This is a genomic window from Mycoplana sp. ABR4_002, assembly GCF_056159645.1.
Genome location: NZ_JBSWVO010000001.1, coordinates 928,920 through 944,737, shown reverse-complemented (window position 1 = coordinate 944,737; position 15,818 = coordinate 928,920). Strand labels below are relative to the sequence as shown.

17 protein-coding genes are annotated in these 15,818 nt (G+C 66.9%); 6 read left to right on the top strand and 11 right to left on the bottom strand.

Annotation, left to right across the window (positions count from 1 at the left end; translation table 11 throughout):
- Positions 1-2: 2 nt before the first annotated feature.
- The 3 genes from ACXAGF_RS04480 to ACXAGF_RS04470 all read right to left on the bottom strand — a co-directional run bounded on the left by ACXAGF_RS04480 (position 3) and on the right by ACXAGF_RS04470 (position 2,050).
- Positions 3-875, bottom strand: coding sequence for a S49 family peptidase (locus tag ACXAGF_RS04480; protein ID WP_475014790.1), 873 nt, complete (start codon positions 873-875; stop codon positions 3-5).
- A 147-nt stretch (positions 876-1,022) separates the two neighbouring features.
- Positions 1,023-1,832, bottom strand: a complete 810-nt coding sequence (locus ACXAGF_RS04475; RefSeq protein ID WP_475014789.1) for a tRNA1(Val) (adenine(37)-N6)-methyltransferase — start codon at positions 1,830-1,832, stop codon at positions 1,023-1,025.
- On the bottom strand, positions 1,829-2,050 hold the full coding sequence (locus tag ACXAGF_RS04470; RefSeq protein WP_475014788.1) for a putative signal transducing protein: 222 nt from the start codon (positions 2,048-2,050) through the stop codon (positions 1,829-1,831). The genes ACXAGF_RS04475 and ACXAGF_RS04470 overlap by 4 nt, the downstream gene beginning before the upstream one ends.
- Before the next feature lie 104 nt (positions 2,051-2,154).
- Here ACXAGF_RS04470 and ACXAGF_RS04465 point away from each other — a divergent pair, with 104 nt between their 5' ends.
- The 4 genes from ACXAGF_RS04465 (at position 2,155) to moaB (ending at position 6,616) form a co-directional block, all read left to right on the top strand.
- A complete protein-coding gene (locus tag ACXAGF_RS04465; RefSeq protein ID WP_475014787.1) occupies positions 2,155-3,171 on the top strand; it encodes a polyprenyl synthetase family protein in 1,017 nt (338 codons plus the stop codon).
- Between the two features lie 146 nt (positions 3,172-3,317).
- Positions 3,318-5,156 carry a tetratricopeptide repeat protein gene (locus tag ACXAGF_RS04460; protein ID WP_475014786.1) on the top strand — a complete coding sequence of 613 codons (1,839 nt, stop codon included), beginning with the start codon at positions 3,318-3,320 and terminating at the stop codon, positions 5,154-5,156.
- A 7-nt stretch (positions 5,157-5,163) separates the two neighbouring features.
- A complete protein-coding gene (locus ACXAGF_RS04455; RefSeq protein WP_475014785.1) occupies positions 5,164-6,087 on the top strand; it encodes a 4-(cytidine 5'-diphospho)-2-C-methyl-D-erythritol kinase in 924 nt (307 codons plus the stop codon).
- A complete protein-coding gene (gene moaB / locus ACXAGF_RS04450; protein ID WP_475014783.1) occupies positions 6,074-6,616 on the top strand; it encodes a molybdenum cofactor biosynthesis protein B in 543 nt (180 codons plus the stop codon). Before ACXAGF_RS04455 ends, moaB begins: the two co-directional genes overlap by 14 nt.
- A gap of 53 nt (positions 6,617-6,669) precedes the next feature.
- Here moaB and ACXAGF_RS04445 read toward each other — a convergent pair whose 3' ends face one another.
- Positions 6,670-7,203 (bottom strand): glycosyltransferase family protein, encoded by a 534-nt coding sequence (locus tag ACXAGF_RS04445; protein WP_475014782.1) that lies wholly within the window; start codon positions 7,201-7,203, stop codon positions 6,670-6,672.
- 226 nt (positions 7,204-7,429) lie between these two features.
- On the opposite strand from ACXAGF_RS04445, the gene ACXAGF_RS04440 reads away from it, so the two are divergent.
- Positions 7,430-8,587 carry a PA0069 family radical SAM protein gene (locus tag ACXAGF_RS04440; protein ID WP_475014781.1) on the top strand — a complete coding sequence of 386 codons (1,158 nt, stop codon included), beginning with the start codon at positions 7,430-7,432 and terminating at the stop codon, positions 8,585-8,587.
- A 163-nt stretch (positions 8,588-8,750) separates the two neighbouring features.
- Positions 8,751-9,440, top strand: a complete 690-nt coding sequence (locus ACXAGF_RS04435; protein WP_475014779.1) for a ribonuclease HII — start codon at positions 8,751-8,753, stop codon at positions 9,438-9,440.
- Positions 9,441-9,542: 102 nt separating this feature from the next.
- On the opposite strand, the gene ACXAGF_RS04430 is transcribed toward ACXAGF_RS04435, so the two are convergent.
- From ACXAGF_RS04430 to ACXAGF_RS04400, 7 genes are all read right to left on the bottom strand, one after another.
- Positions 9,543-10,028: a F0F1 ATP synthase subunit B gene (locus ACXAGF_RS04430; protein WP_475014777.1), complete on the bottom strand. Its 486-nt coding sequence runs from the start codon at positions 10,026-10,028 to the stop codon at positions 9,543-9,545.
- Positions 10,029-10,040: 12 nt separating this feature from the next.
- Entirely contained in the window at positions 10,041-10,691 is a 651-nt protein-coding gene (locus ACXAGF_RS04425) for a F0F1 ATP synthase subunit B (RefSeq protein ID WP_475014776.1), read from the bottom strand.
- A 76-nt stretch (positions 10,692-10,767) separates the two neighbouring features.
- Positions 10,768-10,995, bottom strand: a complete 228-nt coding sequence (locus ACXAGF_RS04420; protein WP_475014774.1) for a F0F1 ATP synthase subunit C — start codon at positions 10,993-10,995, stop codon at positions 10,768-10,770.
- Positions 10,996-11,060: 65 nt separating this feature from the next.
- Positions 11,061-11,813, bottom strand: coding sequence for a F0F1 ATP synthase subunit A (locus tag ACXAGF_RS04415; protein ID WP_475014772.1), 753 nt, complete (start codon positions 11,811-11,813; stop codon positions 11,061-11,063).
- 58 nt (positions 11,814-11,871) lie between these two features.
- Positions 11,872-12,246, bottom strand: a complete 375-nt coding sequence (locus ACXAGF_RS04410; protein WP_475014770.1) for an AtpZ/AtpI family protein — start codon at positions 12,244-12,246, stop codon at positions 11,872-11,874.
- Positions 12,247-12,518: 272 nt separating this feature from the next.
- Positions 12,519-13,694, bottom strand: a complete 1,176-nt coding sequence (locus tag ACXAGF_RS04405; RefSeq protein WP_475019207.1) for a cell wall hydrolase — start codon at positions 13,692-13,694, stop codon at positions 12,519-12,521.
- 216 nt (positions 13,695-13,910) lie between these two features.
- Complete coding sequence (locus ACXAGF_RS04400) at positions 13,911-15,812, bottom strand: potassium transporter Kup (RefSeq protein WP_475014768.1); 1,902 nt, start codon at positions 15,810-15,812, stop codon at positions 13,911-13,913.
- Between the last annotated feature and the right edge of the window lie 6 nt (positions 15,813-15,818).

Sequence of the window (15,818 nt, the reverse complement as noted above, 5' to 3'; positions counted from 1 at the left end):
CGTCAGCGGCCGTAGCGCGCCCACAGTGCCTTTTCTTCCGCGATCTCGACCAGGGTCTCCACTCCGGCCGCGCCCGCTTCGGCCGTGGCGCCCGGCAGGAGCGCAGCGCCCACGCCGGGCACCTTGCGACCGAGGAAGCCGCGGGCCGGCGTGATCAGTTGCAGCCGCGCATCGGGGCCGTAGCGGCGCCGGATCTCGCCGCGCATGTCCGACAAGCCGTCGATCAGGCCGAGAGCAAGACTGCGCTGGCCGGTCCAGAACAGGCCGGAGAACAGATCCGGGTCGCTGGAAAGGCGCGCGCCGCGGCGGTCCTTGACCATGCCGATGAAGATATCATGGATCTCGACCTGCAACGACTTCAGGTACTCGATGTCGGATTCGCGCTCCGGCTTGAACGGGTCGAGGATAACCTTGTTCTCGCCGGCGGTGTAGACGCGGCGCTCGACACCGATCTTCCGCAGCAGTTCCGGAAAGCCGAAGCCGCCGGAAACCACGCCGATGGAACCGACGATCGAGGTCGGATCGGCGAAGATCTCGTCGCCGGCGAGCGCGATCATGTAGCCCCCGGACGCGGCGACATCCTCGACGAAGACGAGCACCTGCTTCTTCTTCTCGGCCGCAAGGTCCCGGATGCGCTGGAAGATCAGCCGCGATTGCACGGGCGAGCCGCCCGGCGAATTGACGGCGACGGCGACGGCGGGGGCGTCCTTTACCGCAAAGGCCTTGTCGAGCACGGGCGCGACGCTGGCGAGGTTGAGAGCCGGGCGGAACGGTCCGCCGCCGGCCATGATCGCCCCCTGCAACCGCACGACCGGGATGGTGACGCCCTCCCTGCGGAACCGCTTCGGCATCAACTTCCCGAAAATACCGGCCATGTTGCTCTTAACACTCCAATCCAGGTTTCAGCGCCAGATGTATGCACGCAGCGGAAAAACGCAATGCTCCGGCGGCAAATTCGGGGCGCGCGACGCCGCCACACGCAAGGGAAGCTGCCTGCCCCCGAGTCAGGGCTTTCCCTGGAGTCAGGCGGACGGGCCGCGACGCGCCCCCAGCCGGGGATAGGCGGCGCGGCCGTTGTTGAGATCGTCGACGCGGGCGGAAAAGCGATGGCTGTCGTCCTCGTGCATGATCAGCGGCGCGCGCAGCGTCAGGCGCGCCCGCGATCCCTTGATCGCGGTCACCAGGATCCGCACTGCGCTCTCGCCCGGCCGCGGGTGCAGGGGCGTGACTTCAAGGCCGCCGAAGCGACGGCCGCAGGCGTCGATGATCAGGGCGATCGATTCCGGCCGCGCGATCAGGGAAAGCTGTCCGCCGGGTCTCATGATGGCACCGGCCGTGCGGGTCCATTGCTCGAACAGCCCGGCGGCCATGGCGTGCGCCTCGGCCTTGAGCGGGTGCGGCGTGCGGCGGTCGCTGGCGTCGTTGAACGGCGGATTCATGATCACGTGGTCCTGCACCTCGTCCGCAAGACCGGCATCGAGGCGGGCCCGGCCGGTCAGGGTGACGTCCGCCTCGATGATCTCGACCCGTCGCGCCAGGTCGCCGTTCTCCGCCAGCGCCAGGCTCTTGCGCGCATAGGCCGCCATGATCGGCGAGCGCTCCACCAGCAGCACCCGCGCGCCCTCGATGCGGGCGGCCACGGCCAGTCCCGCCGCGCCGGCGCCGGCGCCGAGGTCGGCGACCCGCAGCGCCCCCTCGCCGGCCACCAGCGCTGCCAGCAGCATCGCGTCCATGCCGGAGCGATGGCCGCCGCCCTTCGGCTGAACGAGATGGAAGCGGCCGCGATGGAAGGCGTCGACCGTGTCGGTCGCGGCGCTGCCCGGCGCGGTCAAGGCCGCAACTCCGCGCCGAGCCCGGCATCGGTCAGGATGCGCCGCGCCTGGTCCTCGCGATCGGCCTCCACCAGCAGGCGGCGCGGCAGCATGCCGAGCGATCCCTCGAGGATGCTCATGCCCTGGTCGGCGATGAGGCAATGGATGCCGGCATCCTTCATCAGGCTCTCGGCGAAAGAGAGCAGGACGGCGTCGTTGGTGCGGATCAGTTCGATCATTCGTTTTCCAGCTATTATTTGATCAGGCGGGTCAATTCGCCTCTTGCTCCCGCAAGCCCCCCTTTCTATTGTCCCGCGACGGAATTGAACAGGAGTCCAGGCATTTGGGCGTGGTGATATCGCTTGACGAAGGTAAAAACAAACTGGCGTCGGTAAAGCCGCTGGTGGACCTGACAAAGGCCGACATGGAGCGCGTCAACCAGCTGATCCTGTCGAAGGCCGGTTCCGACGTGCAGATGATTCCGGAAGTCGCCAACCACCTGATCTCCTCGGGCGGCAAGCGCCTGCGGCCGATGCTGACGCTCGCTGCCGCCGCAATGTTCGGATACGAGGGCGACCATCACGTCAAGCTCGCAACCAGCGTCGAGTTCATGCACACCGCAACGCTGCTGCATGACGACGTCGTCGACGAGAGCGACCTGCGCCGCGGCAAGTCGACGGCGCGGATGATCTGGGGCAACCAGGCAAGCGTGCTCGTCGGCGACTTCCTGCTCGGCCAGGCCTTCAAGATGATGGTCGAGGTCGGCTCGCTCGAAGCGCTGGACGTGCTCTCCTCCGCGGCGACCGTGATCGCCGAGGGCGAGGTCCTGCAGCTCTCGGTCGCCAAGAACATGGAGACGACCGAGGACGATTACCTCGAAGTCATCCGCGCCAAGACCGCGGCGCTGTTTGCCGCCGCCGCCGAGGTCGGGCCGATCGTCGCCAATGCCGGCCGGTCGGAGCGCAATGCGCTGAGATCCTACGGCATGAACCTCGGGCTCGCCTTCCAGCTGGTCGACGACGCGCTCGACTATGGCGGCAAGGCCGCCGATCTCGGCAAGAACGTCGGCGACGACTTCCGCGAGGGCAAGATCACCCTGCCGGTGATCCTCGCCTGGCGGCGCGGGACGGCCGAGGACCGCGCCTTCTGGCGCCAGGCGATCGAGGGCGGCGAAAGCGGCGATGCCAACCTCGATCGGGCGATGGCGCTGATCACCCGGTACGGCGGCCTGTCGGACACGATTGCGCGGGCGCAGCACTACGGCACGATTGCCCGGGACGCGCTCGCCCCGCTGCCTGAAAGCCCGTGGAAGGCGGCCTTGCTGGAAGTCATCGACTTCTGCATTTCGCGCGTCAGCTGATCTCGCGGCCTATCGGTGAGCGCGCAGGAAATTCTTGCCGCTCCGTGCCAAAAAAGCCATTCTCTCACGTCATGGGTCCGGCTGTTCCGGACCGAACCAGATGGGCCGGCGGCCGCGCCCGTCGCCCAGAAATGAAAGGCATCTGCATGCGGCATTCCCTGATCGCCCGGCTTCTTTCGGGCGCCGCCATCGTCGCCGGACTCGCCTTTGCGGGTCTTCCGGCCGCCTTTGCCGAAGAAGCTCCGGCCACGACGAGCGAGGAGGAAAGCTTCGACCCGCAGAGCGTGGGCAGCTTCTCCGGCGCCTATCTGGCCGCCCGCACCGCCGATGTCGACAAGGACTACGATACCGCCATCGCGCTCTACCGCATCGTGCTGCAATACGACCCGACCAACATCGAGGTCAAAGAGCGGCTGATGATCACGCTTCTGATGAACGGCCAGTTCGACGAGGGCGCCAAGCTGGCCGAGGCGCTGAAGGGCGACGCCGCCGTCGAGCGCATCACGACGGTCGTGCGCGGCGTGGATGCAATCCGCAAGCGCGAATACCGCACCGCGGCGAAGATCCTCGTCTACGACGGCCCCAACGATCTCGACCGGATGATGAACGGGTTGCTGCTCGCCTGGGCGAAGTTCGGCGACGGCAAGACGAAGGAGGCACTCGCCACCATTTCCGACATGAGGGGGCCCGACTGGTTCGGCATCTTCAAGAACTACCACGCCGGCGCGATCGCTGCGGCGGCCGGCGACAAGAGCACCGCACGCCGGCGGCTGAACGACGCCATCCTCGACCGCGACGGCGGAAGCGCGGCCCCCGACACGTTCATGCGCTCGGTGATGGCGCTCGCGCGGCTGGAAGCCCGCGACGGCAACAAGCAGAAGGCGCTGGACGCGATCTCCGTGGGCGAGAACATGATCTCGAACTACGCGCCGCTGAAGGCGCTGCGCGAGAGCATCGAGAACGGCGAGAAGCAGGAACAGCAAGTGCGCACCGCCGCCCAGGGGGCGGCCGCGGTGCTGTTTTCGATCGGCGGCGCGCTGAACCGCGAAGGCGCGGAAGACATTGTTTCGCTCTACCTGCAGATCTCGCGCGCGCTCGATCCGGACAGCGCCGACACGCTGGTGCTGCTCGGCGGCCTTGCCGAGAACCTCGCCAAGCCGGAGCTGGCAATCGAGTTTTACCGCCAGGTTCCGAAAGATTCCCCGATGCGCCGCATTTCCGAGCTGCAGCTCGGCCTGCAGCTGGCCGATCTCGGCAAGGTGGACGAAGCAAAGGCGCACCTGAAAGCGCTGATCGATGCCGACCCGAAGGACCTGCGCAGCTACCTCGCCTATGGCAGCGTCCTCTCCGACGCCAAGGAATACGCGGAAATGGGCGAGGTCTACGACCGCGCCGTGTCGGTGATCGGCAACGTGCCGAACCGGACGCACTGGACGATCTTTTTCCAGCGCGGCATCGCCTACGAGCGCCAGAAGAAATGGGAGCAGGCCGAGCCGAACTTCCGCAAGGCGCTGGAACTCAACCCGGACCAGCCGCAGGTGCTGAACTATCTCGGCTACTCCTGGGTCGACATGAACATCAACCTCGACGAGGGGATGGAGATGATCCGCAAGGCGGTCAGCGTGAAGCCGGACGACGGCTACATCGTCGACTCGCTGGGTTGGGCCTACTATCGCCTCGGACAATACGAGGACGCGGTGGCCGAACTGGAACGCGCCGCCGAGCTGCGCGCCGGCGACCCCACCATCAACGACCACCTCGGCGATGCCTATTGGCGCGTCGGCCGCAAGCTCGAGGCGACGTTCCAGTGGAACCGAGCGCTCGGGCTGAAGCCCGAGGAGGCCGACATCCCGAAGATCATGGAAAAGATCGAGAAGGGATTGCCCGAACTGACCAGCCAGCCGGCCGCCGCCGAGGCCGACGAGGACGGGGAGCCGGCCAAGACCGCGCCGCTGGAGGCCACCGGGCTCGACAAGAAGTCCTGATCGGGCGATGGCGTCGGACCACGGCATCGATGCCTTCGCAGCGAGCGAAGCCGCACCCGCCAAGATCAACCTGGCATTGCATGTCGTCGGTCAGCGCGCCGACGGCTACCATCTGCTCGACATGCTCGTCACCTTCACCCGGTTCGGCGACCGGATCGGCATGGCGTCGGCGTCAGCCGATGCGTTCACGCTGTCGGGCCGGTTTGCCGGGCAGTTGCGTGGCGAAGCGCCCGAGCACAATCTGGTGCTCAGGGCGCGCGACCGCCTTCGCGCAGCGCTCGAGCGCAGCGGCGTCGCAGCGCCGCCCGTCCACCTGCACCTGGAGAAGAACCTGCCGATCGCCTCCGGAATCGGCGGCGGCTCGGCCGATGCGGCTGCGACGCTGCGGGGGCTGCTGCGGCACTGGCGGGCCACGCTCGCGGCGGACGAGCTGGCCAGGCTGGCGCTGCAACTCGGCGCCGACGTGCCGATGTGCCTTACGGCCCGGCCGCTCGTTGCCGGCGGCATCGGCGAACGGATCGCCCCGGTCGACGATCTGCCCTCGTTCGCGATGGTGCTGGTCAATCCGCTCGTCGCCGTTTCGACGCCGGAGATCTTCCGGCGGCTTGCCGACAAGGCCAACCCACCGCTCGACCGGCCAGCGGCCGGCGCCCCCGCACGCAGCTGGCTTGCGGCGATGACGGCGATGCGCAACGATCTCGAAACGCCGGCACGCGCGCTTTGCCCGGAGATCGATGCGGTGATGGCGGCGCTGGCGCAGACGGGCGCCGGGCTGGCGCGGATGTCGGGTTCCGGCGCCACCTGCTTCGGCCTGTTCGCGACCCCAGATGCGGCGCAGCGCGCCGCCGCTGTCCTGCAGGCGGCGCAGCCGGACTGGTTCGTCGTCGCCACCGAGAGCTTCGAAGGAAGGCAGACCCATGGCACGGATTGACGAAAGCCGCCCCTTCATCCCGCTATCGATCGCGGTCCTGACGGTATCGGACACGCGCACCATGGCCGACGACCGCTCGGGCGACACCCTGGTCGAGCGGCTGGAGAAGGCCGGACACCGGCTCGGCGGCCGCGCCATCGTGCCGGACGACAAGGCCGCGATCCGCGCGCAGGTCGAGGCCTGGACCAGGGCACCGGAGATCGACGTCGTGATCACGACCGGCGGGACCGGCTTTACCGGCCGGGACGTGACGCCGGAGGCGCTGGAGCCGCTGTTCGAAAAGAGGATGGACGGGTTTTCCGAGGTGTTCCACCGCCTGTCCTACGACAAGATCGGCACGTCGACGATCCAGTCGCGCGCCACGGGCGGTGTCGCCAACGCGACCTTCATCTTCGTGCTGCCCGGGTCGCCCGGCGCGTGCCGCGACGCCTGGGACGGAATCCTTGCGGCCCAGCTCGACTACCGACACCTGCCCTGCAACTTCGTCGAGATCATGCCGCGCCTGGACGAGCACCTGAAGCGCACGTGACCGGATTGCGGCCGCTCGGGCCGGCACGGGTCGCGATGCAACCGCCGGGACGATCAGGCCCCGACCGCATCGCGCATGGCGCGGATCGCCCAGGCGGGCACGACCTCGGCCGCCAGTTGCCGCGCCGCCGCGCCGGCGGCGATTTCCTCCAGCCCGACGCCGGATCGCGCGAGCGTGCTTGCCTGCTGCCTGGAGAGCAAGAGCCCATGCTCAAGCGGTGCGCGCCGCTTCAGCAGCCGCTGGTGCAAGGGCCGGCGATGGTTGCGCGAGCCGGCGAAACGCGCCGGGCCGCGGTTCGTCGCGACATATTCGGCGACGACCTCGATCCAGCCGCTGAGCGGGCGCGCTCCGGGTTCCAGCAGCAGCAGCCACTCGCCACGCGCCGACATTAGGACGTCCGGCATGTCCCAATTCGGCAGGAACGTGCAGCCGGCGGCGTCGGCGACCGTCGAGGAGCCGTCGTCCGAGCCGTGATCAAGCACGATCACGTCCCGCACCAGCCCCTCGACGGCGCCAGCGACGAGGGCGGACAGGGTCTGCGCCAGTTCGGGCTCGTTGTTTCGGCATTCCATGATGACCGTCAGCATGACGGAGCAATACCGCATTGCAGCACGCAATGCCACTGGCCGCCTGACAAAACCGCGCTTGCAGCAGCGCGCCGCGCCGCCCTACCCGCCCGTTCGGTATCGGCTGGCCCGCCGCCCCCGGTTCGGACAAACGCGGATGGCTTCAATTTTGTTCTTGTATTGTTCTCTTTCGACTGCTAGGAATAAAGTCATTGGAGGGACGAGATTCCCTCGCCGGAGAACCCCGATGACCGAACTGTCCAGTCTCAGGCAGGGTGCACTCGCGCCCGCCAACACGGCCGACATGGCCGATGCCCTGATGGCGCAAACGGGCCTGCGCATCGAGGTGGACCGTCGCCGCGGACGCGGGGCCGGATTGAACTTCTCCGGCCGTTTCGAGCCGCAGGCGCGCGAGAGCTTCGACGACGGGTGGCAGTCGCTGGAGGAGCTTGCGCCGTTCAAGACCGAGGTGCAGGTGGAAAGGCCGCGCAGCGTCATTACCCGCAACGACTCGCCCGACATCCCGTTCGACCGCTCGATCAACCCCTACCGCGGCTGCGAGCACGGCTGCATCTATTGCTTCGCCCGTCCCTCGCACGCCTTCATGGGGCTGTCCGCCGGACTGGACTTCGAGTCGAAGCTCTTCGCCAAGCCGGATGCGCCGAGGCTGCTCGAGCGAGAACTGTCCAAGCCGGGATACCGCCCGCGCCCGATCGCCATCGGCACGAACACCGATCCCTACCAGCCGATCGAGAGGGAATGGGGCATCATGCGCCAGATCCTCGAGGTGCTCGAGGCGGCAAGCCATCCGGTCTCGATCGTCACCAAGTCGGCACTGATCACGCGCGACGTCGACATCCTGTCGCGCATGGCGGCGCGCGGGCTCGCCTGGGTCGGCCTGTCGGTGACGACGCTCGACCGCAAGCTGGCCCGGGCGATGGAGCCGCGGGCGGCGACGCCGGCACGCCGGCTCGAGGCCATGCGCACGCTGTCGGAGGCGGGCGTCCCGGTCAGCGTCATGGCCGCACCTGTCATTCCCGGGCTCAACGATCACGAGATCGAACGGATCCTCGATTCCGGCAAGGCCGCCGGCGCGCAGGAGGCGAGCTACGTGCTGCTGCGCCTGCCGCTCGAGGTCAGCCCACTGTTTCGTGACTGGCTGCTGCGCGAATATCCGGACCGCTACCGCCATGTGATGTCGCTGGTCCGCTCGATGCGCGGCGGCAAGGACTATGACGCCGAGTTCGGCAAGCGGATGAAGGGCGCCGGCCCCTATGCCTGGCAGATCGCCCGGCGCTTCGAACTGGCGGCAAAACGGCTGAAGCTGAACCGCACGCGGCGCAGCCTCTCGACCGACCTGTTCGTCCCGCCGTCCGGCAGCGGCGTGCAGCTGTCGCTGCTTTAGGCGCAGGCGCAACGCCTGGGCCGGAGACGGAAACTGACATGTGGCCGGGAAACACCGGCCCGCCCATTCGACATTGCCCGTCCCCCTCGCAATGTCGTTTTCCCCCGGTGCCGCCTCGCCGGGGGACTTGCAGGGAATCGGTCGGTCGTGCGACGGTCGCCGCATGCCACGCCGCGCGACCACCGATTCCCCCCTTCTCTTCGACCTCCCGGCCGGGCCGGATTTCCTGATGGAACTCGCCGCCCGCAAGGCCGGACAATGGCCGGTCGCCGGCGCGGACGAGGCCGGGCGCGGCCCGCTGGCCGGTCCCGTCGTCGCGGCGGCCGTGATCCTGGACCCGGACCGGATTCCGGACGGCCTGCACGATTCGAAGCAGCTGACCGCCGCAAGGCGGGAGACCTTGTTCGCCCAGATCATCGAAACGGCCATGGTCTCCGTCGCCTCCAGCAGCGCCCGCCGCATCGACCGCACCGACATCCGCAAGGCGAGCCTGGACGCAATGCGCCGCGCCGTCTGCGCCCTGCCGACACGGCCAGGGCTGGTCCTCACCGACGGGCTCGACGTGCCGCCCGGGCTCGCCTGCGAGGGCCGCGCCGTCGTCAAGGGCGACGCCCGCGTGCTGTCGATCGCCGCGGCCTCGATCGTCGCGAAGGTGGTGCGGGACCGGATGATGGCCCGAGCCGAGCACAGCTTCCCCGGTTACGGCTTTTCCACCCACGCCGGCTACGCCACCGAGCGCCATCGCGACGCAATCGGCGAAATCGGCCCTTGCGCCATGCACCGCATGAGTTTCCGGCCGTTCCGGCAGGACACGGCAGGCGAGACGGCCGAAGCCGATTTCGACGGCCTCTGAGCACAGGCACCCGGCCCGGCGATGCCCGGCGCCCCTGAAACCGCGCATGAAAAAGGCCGGATCGCTCCGGCCTTCAACTCTTCTTCCGACGGATGACGGCCCTCAGTTCAGGCGGGCCTTCACTTCCGACAGAGCCTGGTCGAACAGAGACTTGCTGGTGGCCGCGTCGGACTTGGCTTCCACCACGCGCTCGGCGGCGCTGATGGCAAGGTCCACCGCAGCCGAGCGCACCGCGTTGATCGCGTCCGCCTCGGCCTGCTTGATCTTCTGCTCGGACAACGCCGTGCGGCGGGTCACGTATTCTTCCGTCTTCTGCTTGGCCTCGGCCATCAGCGCCTCGGCCTCGCGCTCGGCGACCGCCAGGATCGACGCCGCCTCGGCCTCGGCTTCCTTGCGCTTGCGCTGGTATTCGGCCAGCAGCGCCTGGGCCTCCTCGCGCAGGCGCTTGGCCTCGGTCAATTCGTTGGTAATCTTCTCGGCCCGCTGGTCGAGCGACTTGCCCATGATACCGGGAACCTTGAGATAGACGATCAGCGCCAGGAACAGGACGAGACCGACAAAGGCGTAGAATGTTGCGTCAAATGCCATGGTCCGCTTTCCTTACTTCGCTGCCGCCTTGACCGCGGCGGCAATCTCGGCCTTGGTCGCCTTGCCGCCGATCAGGTGCTCGACAACCGCCGATGCCGTATCCTCGGCGATCGCGCCGACATCGGCGAGCGCCTTCTGCTTGATCTCGGCAATGCGGGTCTCGGCCGCCGCGATCTTGGATGTCAGCGAGTCCTCGATCTTGCGGCGCTCCGCCTCGGCCTTCGCCTTGGCGGCGTCGCGGGCCTCGTTGGCGATGACGTTGCCCTTGGCGCGGGCCTCCGCCAGTTCCTTCTCATAGGTCGCAACCGCCGTGTCGGCCTCGGTCTTGAGGCGTGCGGCCTCGTCGAGGTCCTGGGCGATGCGGTCGTGGCGCGTCTCGAGGATCGAACCGATGCGCGGCACGATGACCTTGGACATCACCAGATAGAACAGGCCGAAGGTGATCGCCAGCCACAGGAGCTGGGAGGGGAAGGTCGAGGCGTCGAACGGCGGAAAGACGCCGCTGCCATGCTCTTCGCCGTGCGGCACACCGGTTTCGGTGTGCATCTCGCCGGCCGGAGCCGCCTGATGCGTGTCACCCGCCGGAGCGGTGCCGTGCGTATCCGTCTCGGCCTGAGCGATCTTGAATGGGATGGACTCGGCCTTGGCCGCGGTCGCAGACATGCTCACCTCCAGGTGCACTCAAATAGTAAGCGGACCACGGCCCGCCAGGGGCCGTGGTCCGGTCTTCGAGCCGTGATTAGACGGCGAAGAGCAGCAGCAGGGCGATGAGCAGCGAGAAGATGCCCAGAGCTTCGGTAACGGCGAAGCCGAAGACGAGGCGGCCGAACTGGCCGTCAGCAGCGGACGGGTTGCGCAGGGCGCCCGACAGGTAGTTGCCGAAGATGTTGCCGAGGCCGAGGGCCGTGCCGGCCATGCCAAAGCACGCGAGACCTGCGCCAATGAACTTTGCTGCTTCCGCTTCCATGATGAACTCCTTCGAATGGGTTGTTGCGGCTTTGACTGGTGCGGATCGCACCAACGACTTTCTCCTCAGTGGCTGCCCGGATGGATGGCGTCGTTGAGGTACATGCACGTCAGTACCGCAAAGACATAGGCCTGCAGGAATGCCACGAGGAACTCGAGACCGGTCAGGGCGACCGTCATGATGAGGGGCAGAACGGCGCCGCCGACACCCAGCGCGCCAAGGGCTCCGAGCGAGGCGACGAAGCCTGCGAACACCTTGAGCGTGATGTGGCCCGCCAGCATGTTGGCGAAGAGACGGACGGAGAGGCTGATCGGCCGCGACAGGAACGAGATGATCTCGATCGCGACGACGAGCGGCAGCAGCGCACCGGGAACGCCATGCGGCACGAAGAGCTTCAGGAAGCCCAGGCCGTGCTTGTAGAAACCGTAGAGGATGACCGTGCCGATCACGAGAACCGCCAGCGCGAAGGTGACGATGATCTGGCTGGTGACGGTGAAGAAGTACGGCATCATGCCGAGCAGGTTCGCCGTCAGGATGAACATGAACAGCGAAAACACCATCGGGAAGAACTTCATGCCGCTGCTGCCGGCGCCCTCGCGCAGCATCGAGGCGATGAACTCGTAGGACATTTCCGAGACCGACTGCATGCGGCTCGGAATGATGCCGCGCTGCGAGGTGGTCATGTAGAGGAACCCGGCGGCGACCGCGGCCGAGGCGACCATGAACAACGACGCATTGGTGAAGGAGAAGTCGATTCCGCCAATCTCGATCGGAACAATCTTGTTGACCAGGAACTGATGGGTCGGATCGTTTGCCACCGCTAATCTCTCTCGTTTACCGCCCGCAGGACGGATATTCCTCTCGTCCGGACGGCAGTCAGGCGCCGTCCTCGTCATTCTTGTCGCCGGCATCCCTGCCGGCCATCCTGTCGACCGGGTGTGGCGATGCCACCAAACCCGCCGACCGCATCACGTTCAGCACGCCGGCGCCGAAGCCGAGCAGCAGGAGCACGATCATGCCCCACGGCGCCGTACCGGCGAACCGGTCCACAAGGTAGCCGAGGATCGCACCGACGATGACCGCGGCGACGAACTCGCTGGAGAGCTTCATCGCCACCGCATAGCCCTTGCGGCTTTCGGCGGCCTTCTCCTCTGCGACGTCGTCCGCCCTGTCGTCCGCCCGCTTCTTCGCCAGCTCGGCGCTGAAGCGCTGCATCCGCTCGTCCAGACTTTCCTTGCGGCTGCCCTTCATGGCACTTTCCTTCCGTTTCCGCCGGCGCTCTCACGCCCAATTGCGGACATATTCACGGCTAGGTTTAAGCCAGCTTGGGACCCGTTTGAAGTCGGGCGCAACATAGTTTTAGGGGCTTGCATAGTCAAGGCGGGGGCAGGCTTTGACCGCAGCGAAATTTTCTTCATAAAAACAATTGGTTATGCCACCCACAGCGATTCAGGTCGCTTGCAGTGGGGGAATCGCCCCGGGGGGCGCGCGCTCTTGCCGCGCCCCTGCGTCCGCGACCGGCGTCAGATCCAGCCGCCACCATAGGTGCGGTAGAAGACATGCTTGCCGATCTTCGCCACCCGCTTCATCGTCGGGCCCCACTTCGGCTTCACATAGGTGGCGTGGTAGTGGGTCGACGACCCGACCTCCGCCTGCCAGATCTTGCCGGCGGTGACCGCCATCGCCACCTCCTTGGCCGTCTTGTAGTGCCACGGCGCCAGGACCAGGTCGGGAATGCCGTCGCAGGTGAAGGAGAACTGGCAGCCCGTACGAAGGTTCTGGCCCTGGTAGACGACGGCGCAGACCGTGTCGGGATAGGCCGGATTGCGGACGCGGTTGAGGATGACCTGGGCGACGGCTGCCTGGCCCTTCAGCGATTCGCCGCGCGCTTCGAAGTAGATGCCGGCAGTCAGGCACTTCTGCTCGGCGGCAGAGAAGACGCCCGACGGCAGCGCGGTCGCGGCCCAGGCGTGGTCTTCCGGCGCGATCTCCGGAACGAACCGGCCGCCATTGGCATCCCGGTTCGTCAGGATCGAATCGAACGGCGAGACGCGGGCGTAGTCCGGTTCAGGCGGGGCATAGGCGGTCGCAAGCACGTCGGCCCGGTCGTTGGTGACCAGGCCCGCCAGCATCGACGGCACGCCGGGATCCGCCTTCATCGGCCTCTTGCGATAGAAGGCGGTCGCGATCTCGATCTCCTTGCCCCTGATCTCGGGCTTCGAGAAGCGCATGCGCTCGGCGCCATCGAAGTGTTGCAGCAAGAGCGACGCCTGCCGGTCGAGCACGGATCCGGCGGAAAAGGCCTTTGGCGGCGTCACCGGCGTCACCGCGACGATGCGTCGCTTCTTCTGCCCGCGGGTCACCCGGTCCTCGTCGGGCACGCCCCCCTGCCCCTTCTCGGCATTGACGACCGAGCCTTCCGACCCGCCGGGCAGTTCGAGGCCGGCGCCGGACGCCAGCGCCCCGGTCGTGATCGGATCGGCGAAGGCGACGTCGACCGCATGGATCGAGCCTGCCGGCGACGGGGTCATCACCACCTGCTGGCTCGCCCCCTTGCGGTTCACACCGGCAATGAAGGTCGCCAGATCGGCGTGGCCGACCGCGGCGGGAAAGGCGGCATAGAGGGCGAGCCCCACCGTTGCGGGAGCCATCCAGTCGCGGCGGGCAAGGGCCGTCTTGACGATACGAACGCAACGCATACGCAAGCACACTCCGAGGGCCGAGCGGCATCGACGTCCGGCGGGCCGGGACGCGGATCCGATCGCGATCACTGTTGCTGAAGCCGGCCCGGGATGCGGGCGCTGTCGGCTTGTTTCTCCGAACGAAGATGAAGAATTAACCTTGATGGACGGTTAACGGCGTCCGCATCCGCCGACGTGTGCCACACTGCGCCTGCTTCGGGCCGGAGCCCCCGCCTAGATGACCACCTGGGAGCCGAGCTCGACGACCCGGTTGGTCGGCAGGCGGAAGTAGTCGGACGGATCGATCGCCGCGTTGGCCATGGCGATGAAAAGCCGGTCCTGCCAGTAGGGCATGCCGGAATGGCGATCGGGCACCAGCTTGCGCCGGCCGAGATAGAACGAGGTCGACATGATGTCGAACTTCACGCCGGACTTGCGGAACTGGCCCAGCGCCTGCGAGACGTTCTGCGTCTCCATGAAGCCGAACCGGATCTGGATGCGGGCGAAGCGGTCCGACAGGCGCTCCAGGCTGCAACGTTCGGACGGCGGCACCTTCGGCGTGTTGGTCGAGGTGATGGTCAGGATGTAGTTCTGTTCGTGCAGCACGTGGTTGTGCTTGATGTTGTGAAGCAGCGCAGCGGGTGCGGACCCGGGATCGCTGGTCAGGAAGATGGCGGTGCCGCCGACGCGTACCGGGGCGTGTTCGCTCTTCTTCTCGATCGACCTGACGAAAGCCTCCAGCGGCACCTCGATGTGTCGCGTCTTTTCGCGCAGCAGCTTCGAGCCGCGCACCCAGGTCCACATCAGCAGCATGCAGACAGCGGCGATGAGGATCGGAACGTAGCCGCCGTCGTGGATCTTCAACAGGTTGGAGCTGAAGAACACCAGTTCGAGCAGGAACAGCGGCAGCAGCACCAGTGCCGCGACCGGCGTCCGCCAGCGCCAGCAGATGCGCAGGAACTCGAAGGCGAGTACGGTCGTCACCAGCATCGCCCCGCTGACGGAGATGCCGTAGGCCGTGGCAAGGCTCTCAGACGTGCCGAAGGTGAGCACCAGCACCATCACGCCGAACAGCAGGATCGCGTTCACCGCCGGCAGATAGATCTGGCCGGTCTGGGTGGCGGAGGTGTGGAAGATCTCCATCCGCGGCAGGAAGCCGAGATGGATCGCCTGCCGCGCGATCGAGAATGCCCCGGTGATGACCGCCTGGCTGGCGATGATGGTGGCCGCAGTCGCCAGGATGATCGCCGGCAGCAGCGCCCACTGCGGGAACAGCAGATAGAATGGATTGGCAACCGCCTCGGGATGCTTCAGCACCAGTGCGCCCTGCCCCAGATAGTTCAGGGTGAGCGCAGGAAAGACGAGGGCAAACCAGGCGAGCTGGATCGGCTTGCGGCCGAAATGACCGAGGTCGGCATAGAGAGCTTCGGCTCCCGTCACCGTCAGGAACACCGCACCGAGGACGATGAAGCCGACATAGCCGTCGGTGTAGAGGAATTCGAGCGCATAAAGCGGGTTGAACGCCATCAGGATGCTGGTGTCGTCGCTGACGTGCGCCGCGCCGGCGACGCCCATGACGACGAACCAGAGCGCCGTGATCGGGCCGAAGAGGTTGGAGACCGCGGCCGTTCCCCAGGACTGCATCGCAAATAGGCAGACGAGAATGACCACCGAGATGGGCACCACATATTCCGAGAGTTCCGGGGTGACGAGCTTCAGCCCCTCCACCGCCGACAGCACCGACAGCGCGGGCGTGATCATGGCATCGCCGATGAAGAGCGCGGCGCCGGCCAGCCCCATGAAGAAGAGGATGGCCGCGTGCCCATTCGCGGTCTTCATCAGCAACGCCAGCAGCGACAGCGTCCCGCCTTCGCCGTCGTTGTCGGCGCGCAACAGAAACAGGACGTATTTGAGCGTGACGATGATGGTCAGGGTCCAGATCATCAACGAGATCAGGCCGACGACCTCCACCCAGGTGACGCCGTCATGCGCGATCGGACGAAGCGCTTCGCGGAAGGCGTAGAGCGGGCTGGTACCGATGTCGCCGTAGACGACGCCGATCGAACCAAGGGTGAGGAGCAGGAGCGCGCGTGCGCGGCTCTGCCCGGCGGGGGCGTCTGCATGCGTTTGTGCCATGGAGTA

Bases quoted from the DNA above. Each gene is read 5' to 3' on its own strand.
- ACXAGF_RS04430 (WP_475014777.1), bottom strand. From the start codon at position 10,028: ATGGCATTTGACGCAACATTCTACGCCTTTGTCGGTCTCGTCCTGTTC.
- ACXAGF_RS04400 (WP_475014768.1), bottom strand. From the start codon at position 15,812: ATGGCACAAACGCATGCAGACGCCCCCGCCGGGCAGAGCCGCGCACGC.
- ACXAGF_RS04445 (WP_475014782.1), bottom strand. From the start codon at position 7,203: ATGCTGACGGTCATCATGGAATGCCGAAACAACGAGCCCGAACTGGCG.
- ACXAGF_RS04410 (WP_475014770.1), bottom strand. From the start codon at position 12,246: ATGAAGGGCAGCCGCAAGGAAAGTCTGGACGAGCGGATGCAGCGCTTC.
- moaB (WP_475014783.1), top strand. From the start codon at position 6,074: ATGGCACGGATTGACGAAAGCCGCCCCTTCATCCCGCTATCGATCGCG.
- ACXAGF_RS04425 (WP_475014776.1), bottom strand. From the start codon at position 10,691: ATGTCTGCGACCGCGGCCAAGGCCGAGTCCATCCCATTCAAGATCGCT.
- ACXAGF_RS04405 (WP_475019207.1), bottom strand. From the start codon at position 13,694: ATGCGTTGCGTTCGTATCGTCAAGACGGCCCTTGCCCGCCGCGACTGG.
- ACXAGF_RS04460 (WP_475014786.1), top strand. From the start codon at position 3,318: ATGCGGCATTCCCTGATCGCCCGGCTTCTTTCGGGCGCCGCCATCGTC.
- ACXAGF_RS04470 (WP_475014788.1), bottom strand. From the start codon at position 2,050: ATGATCGAACTGATCCGCACCAACGACGCCGTCCTGCTCTCTTTCGCC.
- ACXAGF_RS04440 (WP_475014781.1), top strand. From the start codon at position 7,430: ATGACCGAACTGTCCAGTCTCAGGCAGGGTGCACTCGCGCCCGCCAAC.
- ACXAGF_RS04420 (WP_475014774.1), bottom strand. From the start codon at position 10,995: ATGGAAGCGGAAGCAGCAAAGTTCATTGGCGCAGGTCTCGCGTGCTTT.
- ACXAGF_RS04435 (WP_475014779.1), top strand. From the start codon at position 8,751: ATGCCACGCCGCGCGACCACCGATTCCCCCCTTCTCTTCGACCTCCCG.
- ACXAGF_RS04480 (WP_475014790.1), bottom strand. From the start codon at position 875: ATGGCCGGTATTTTCGGGAAGTTGATGCCGAAGCGGTTCCGCAGGGAG.
- ACXAGF_RS04455 (WP_475014785.1), top strand. From the start codon at position 5,164: ATGGCGTCGGACCACGGCATCGATGCCTTCGCAGCGAGCGAAGCCGCA.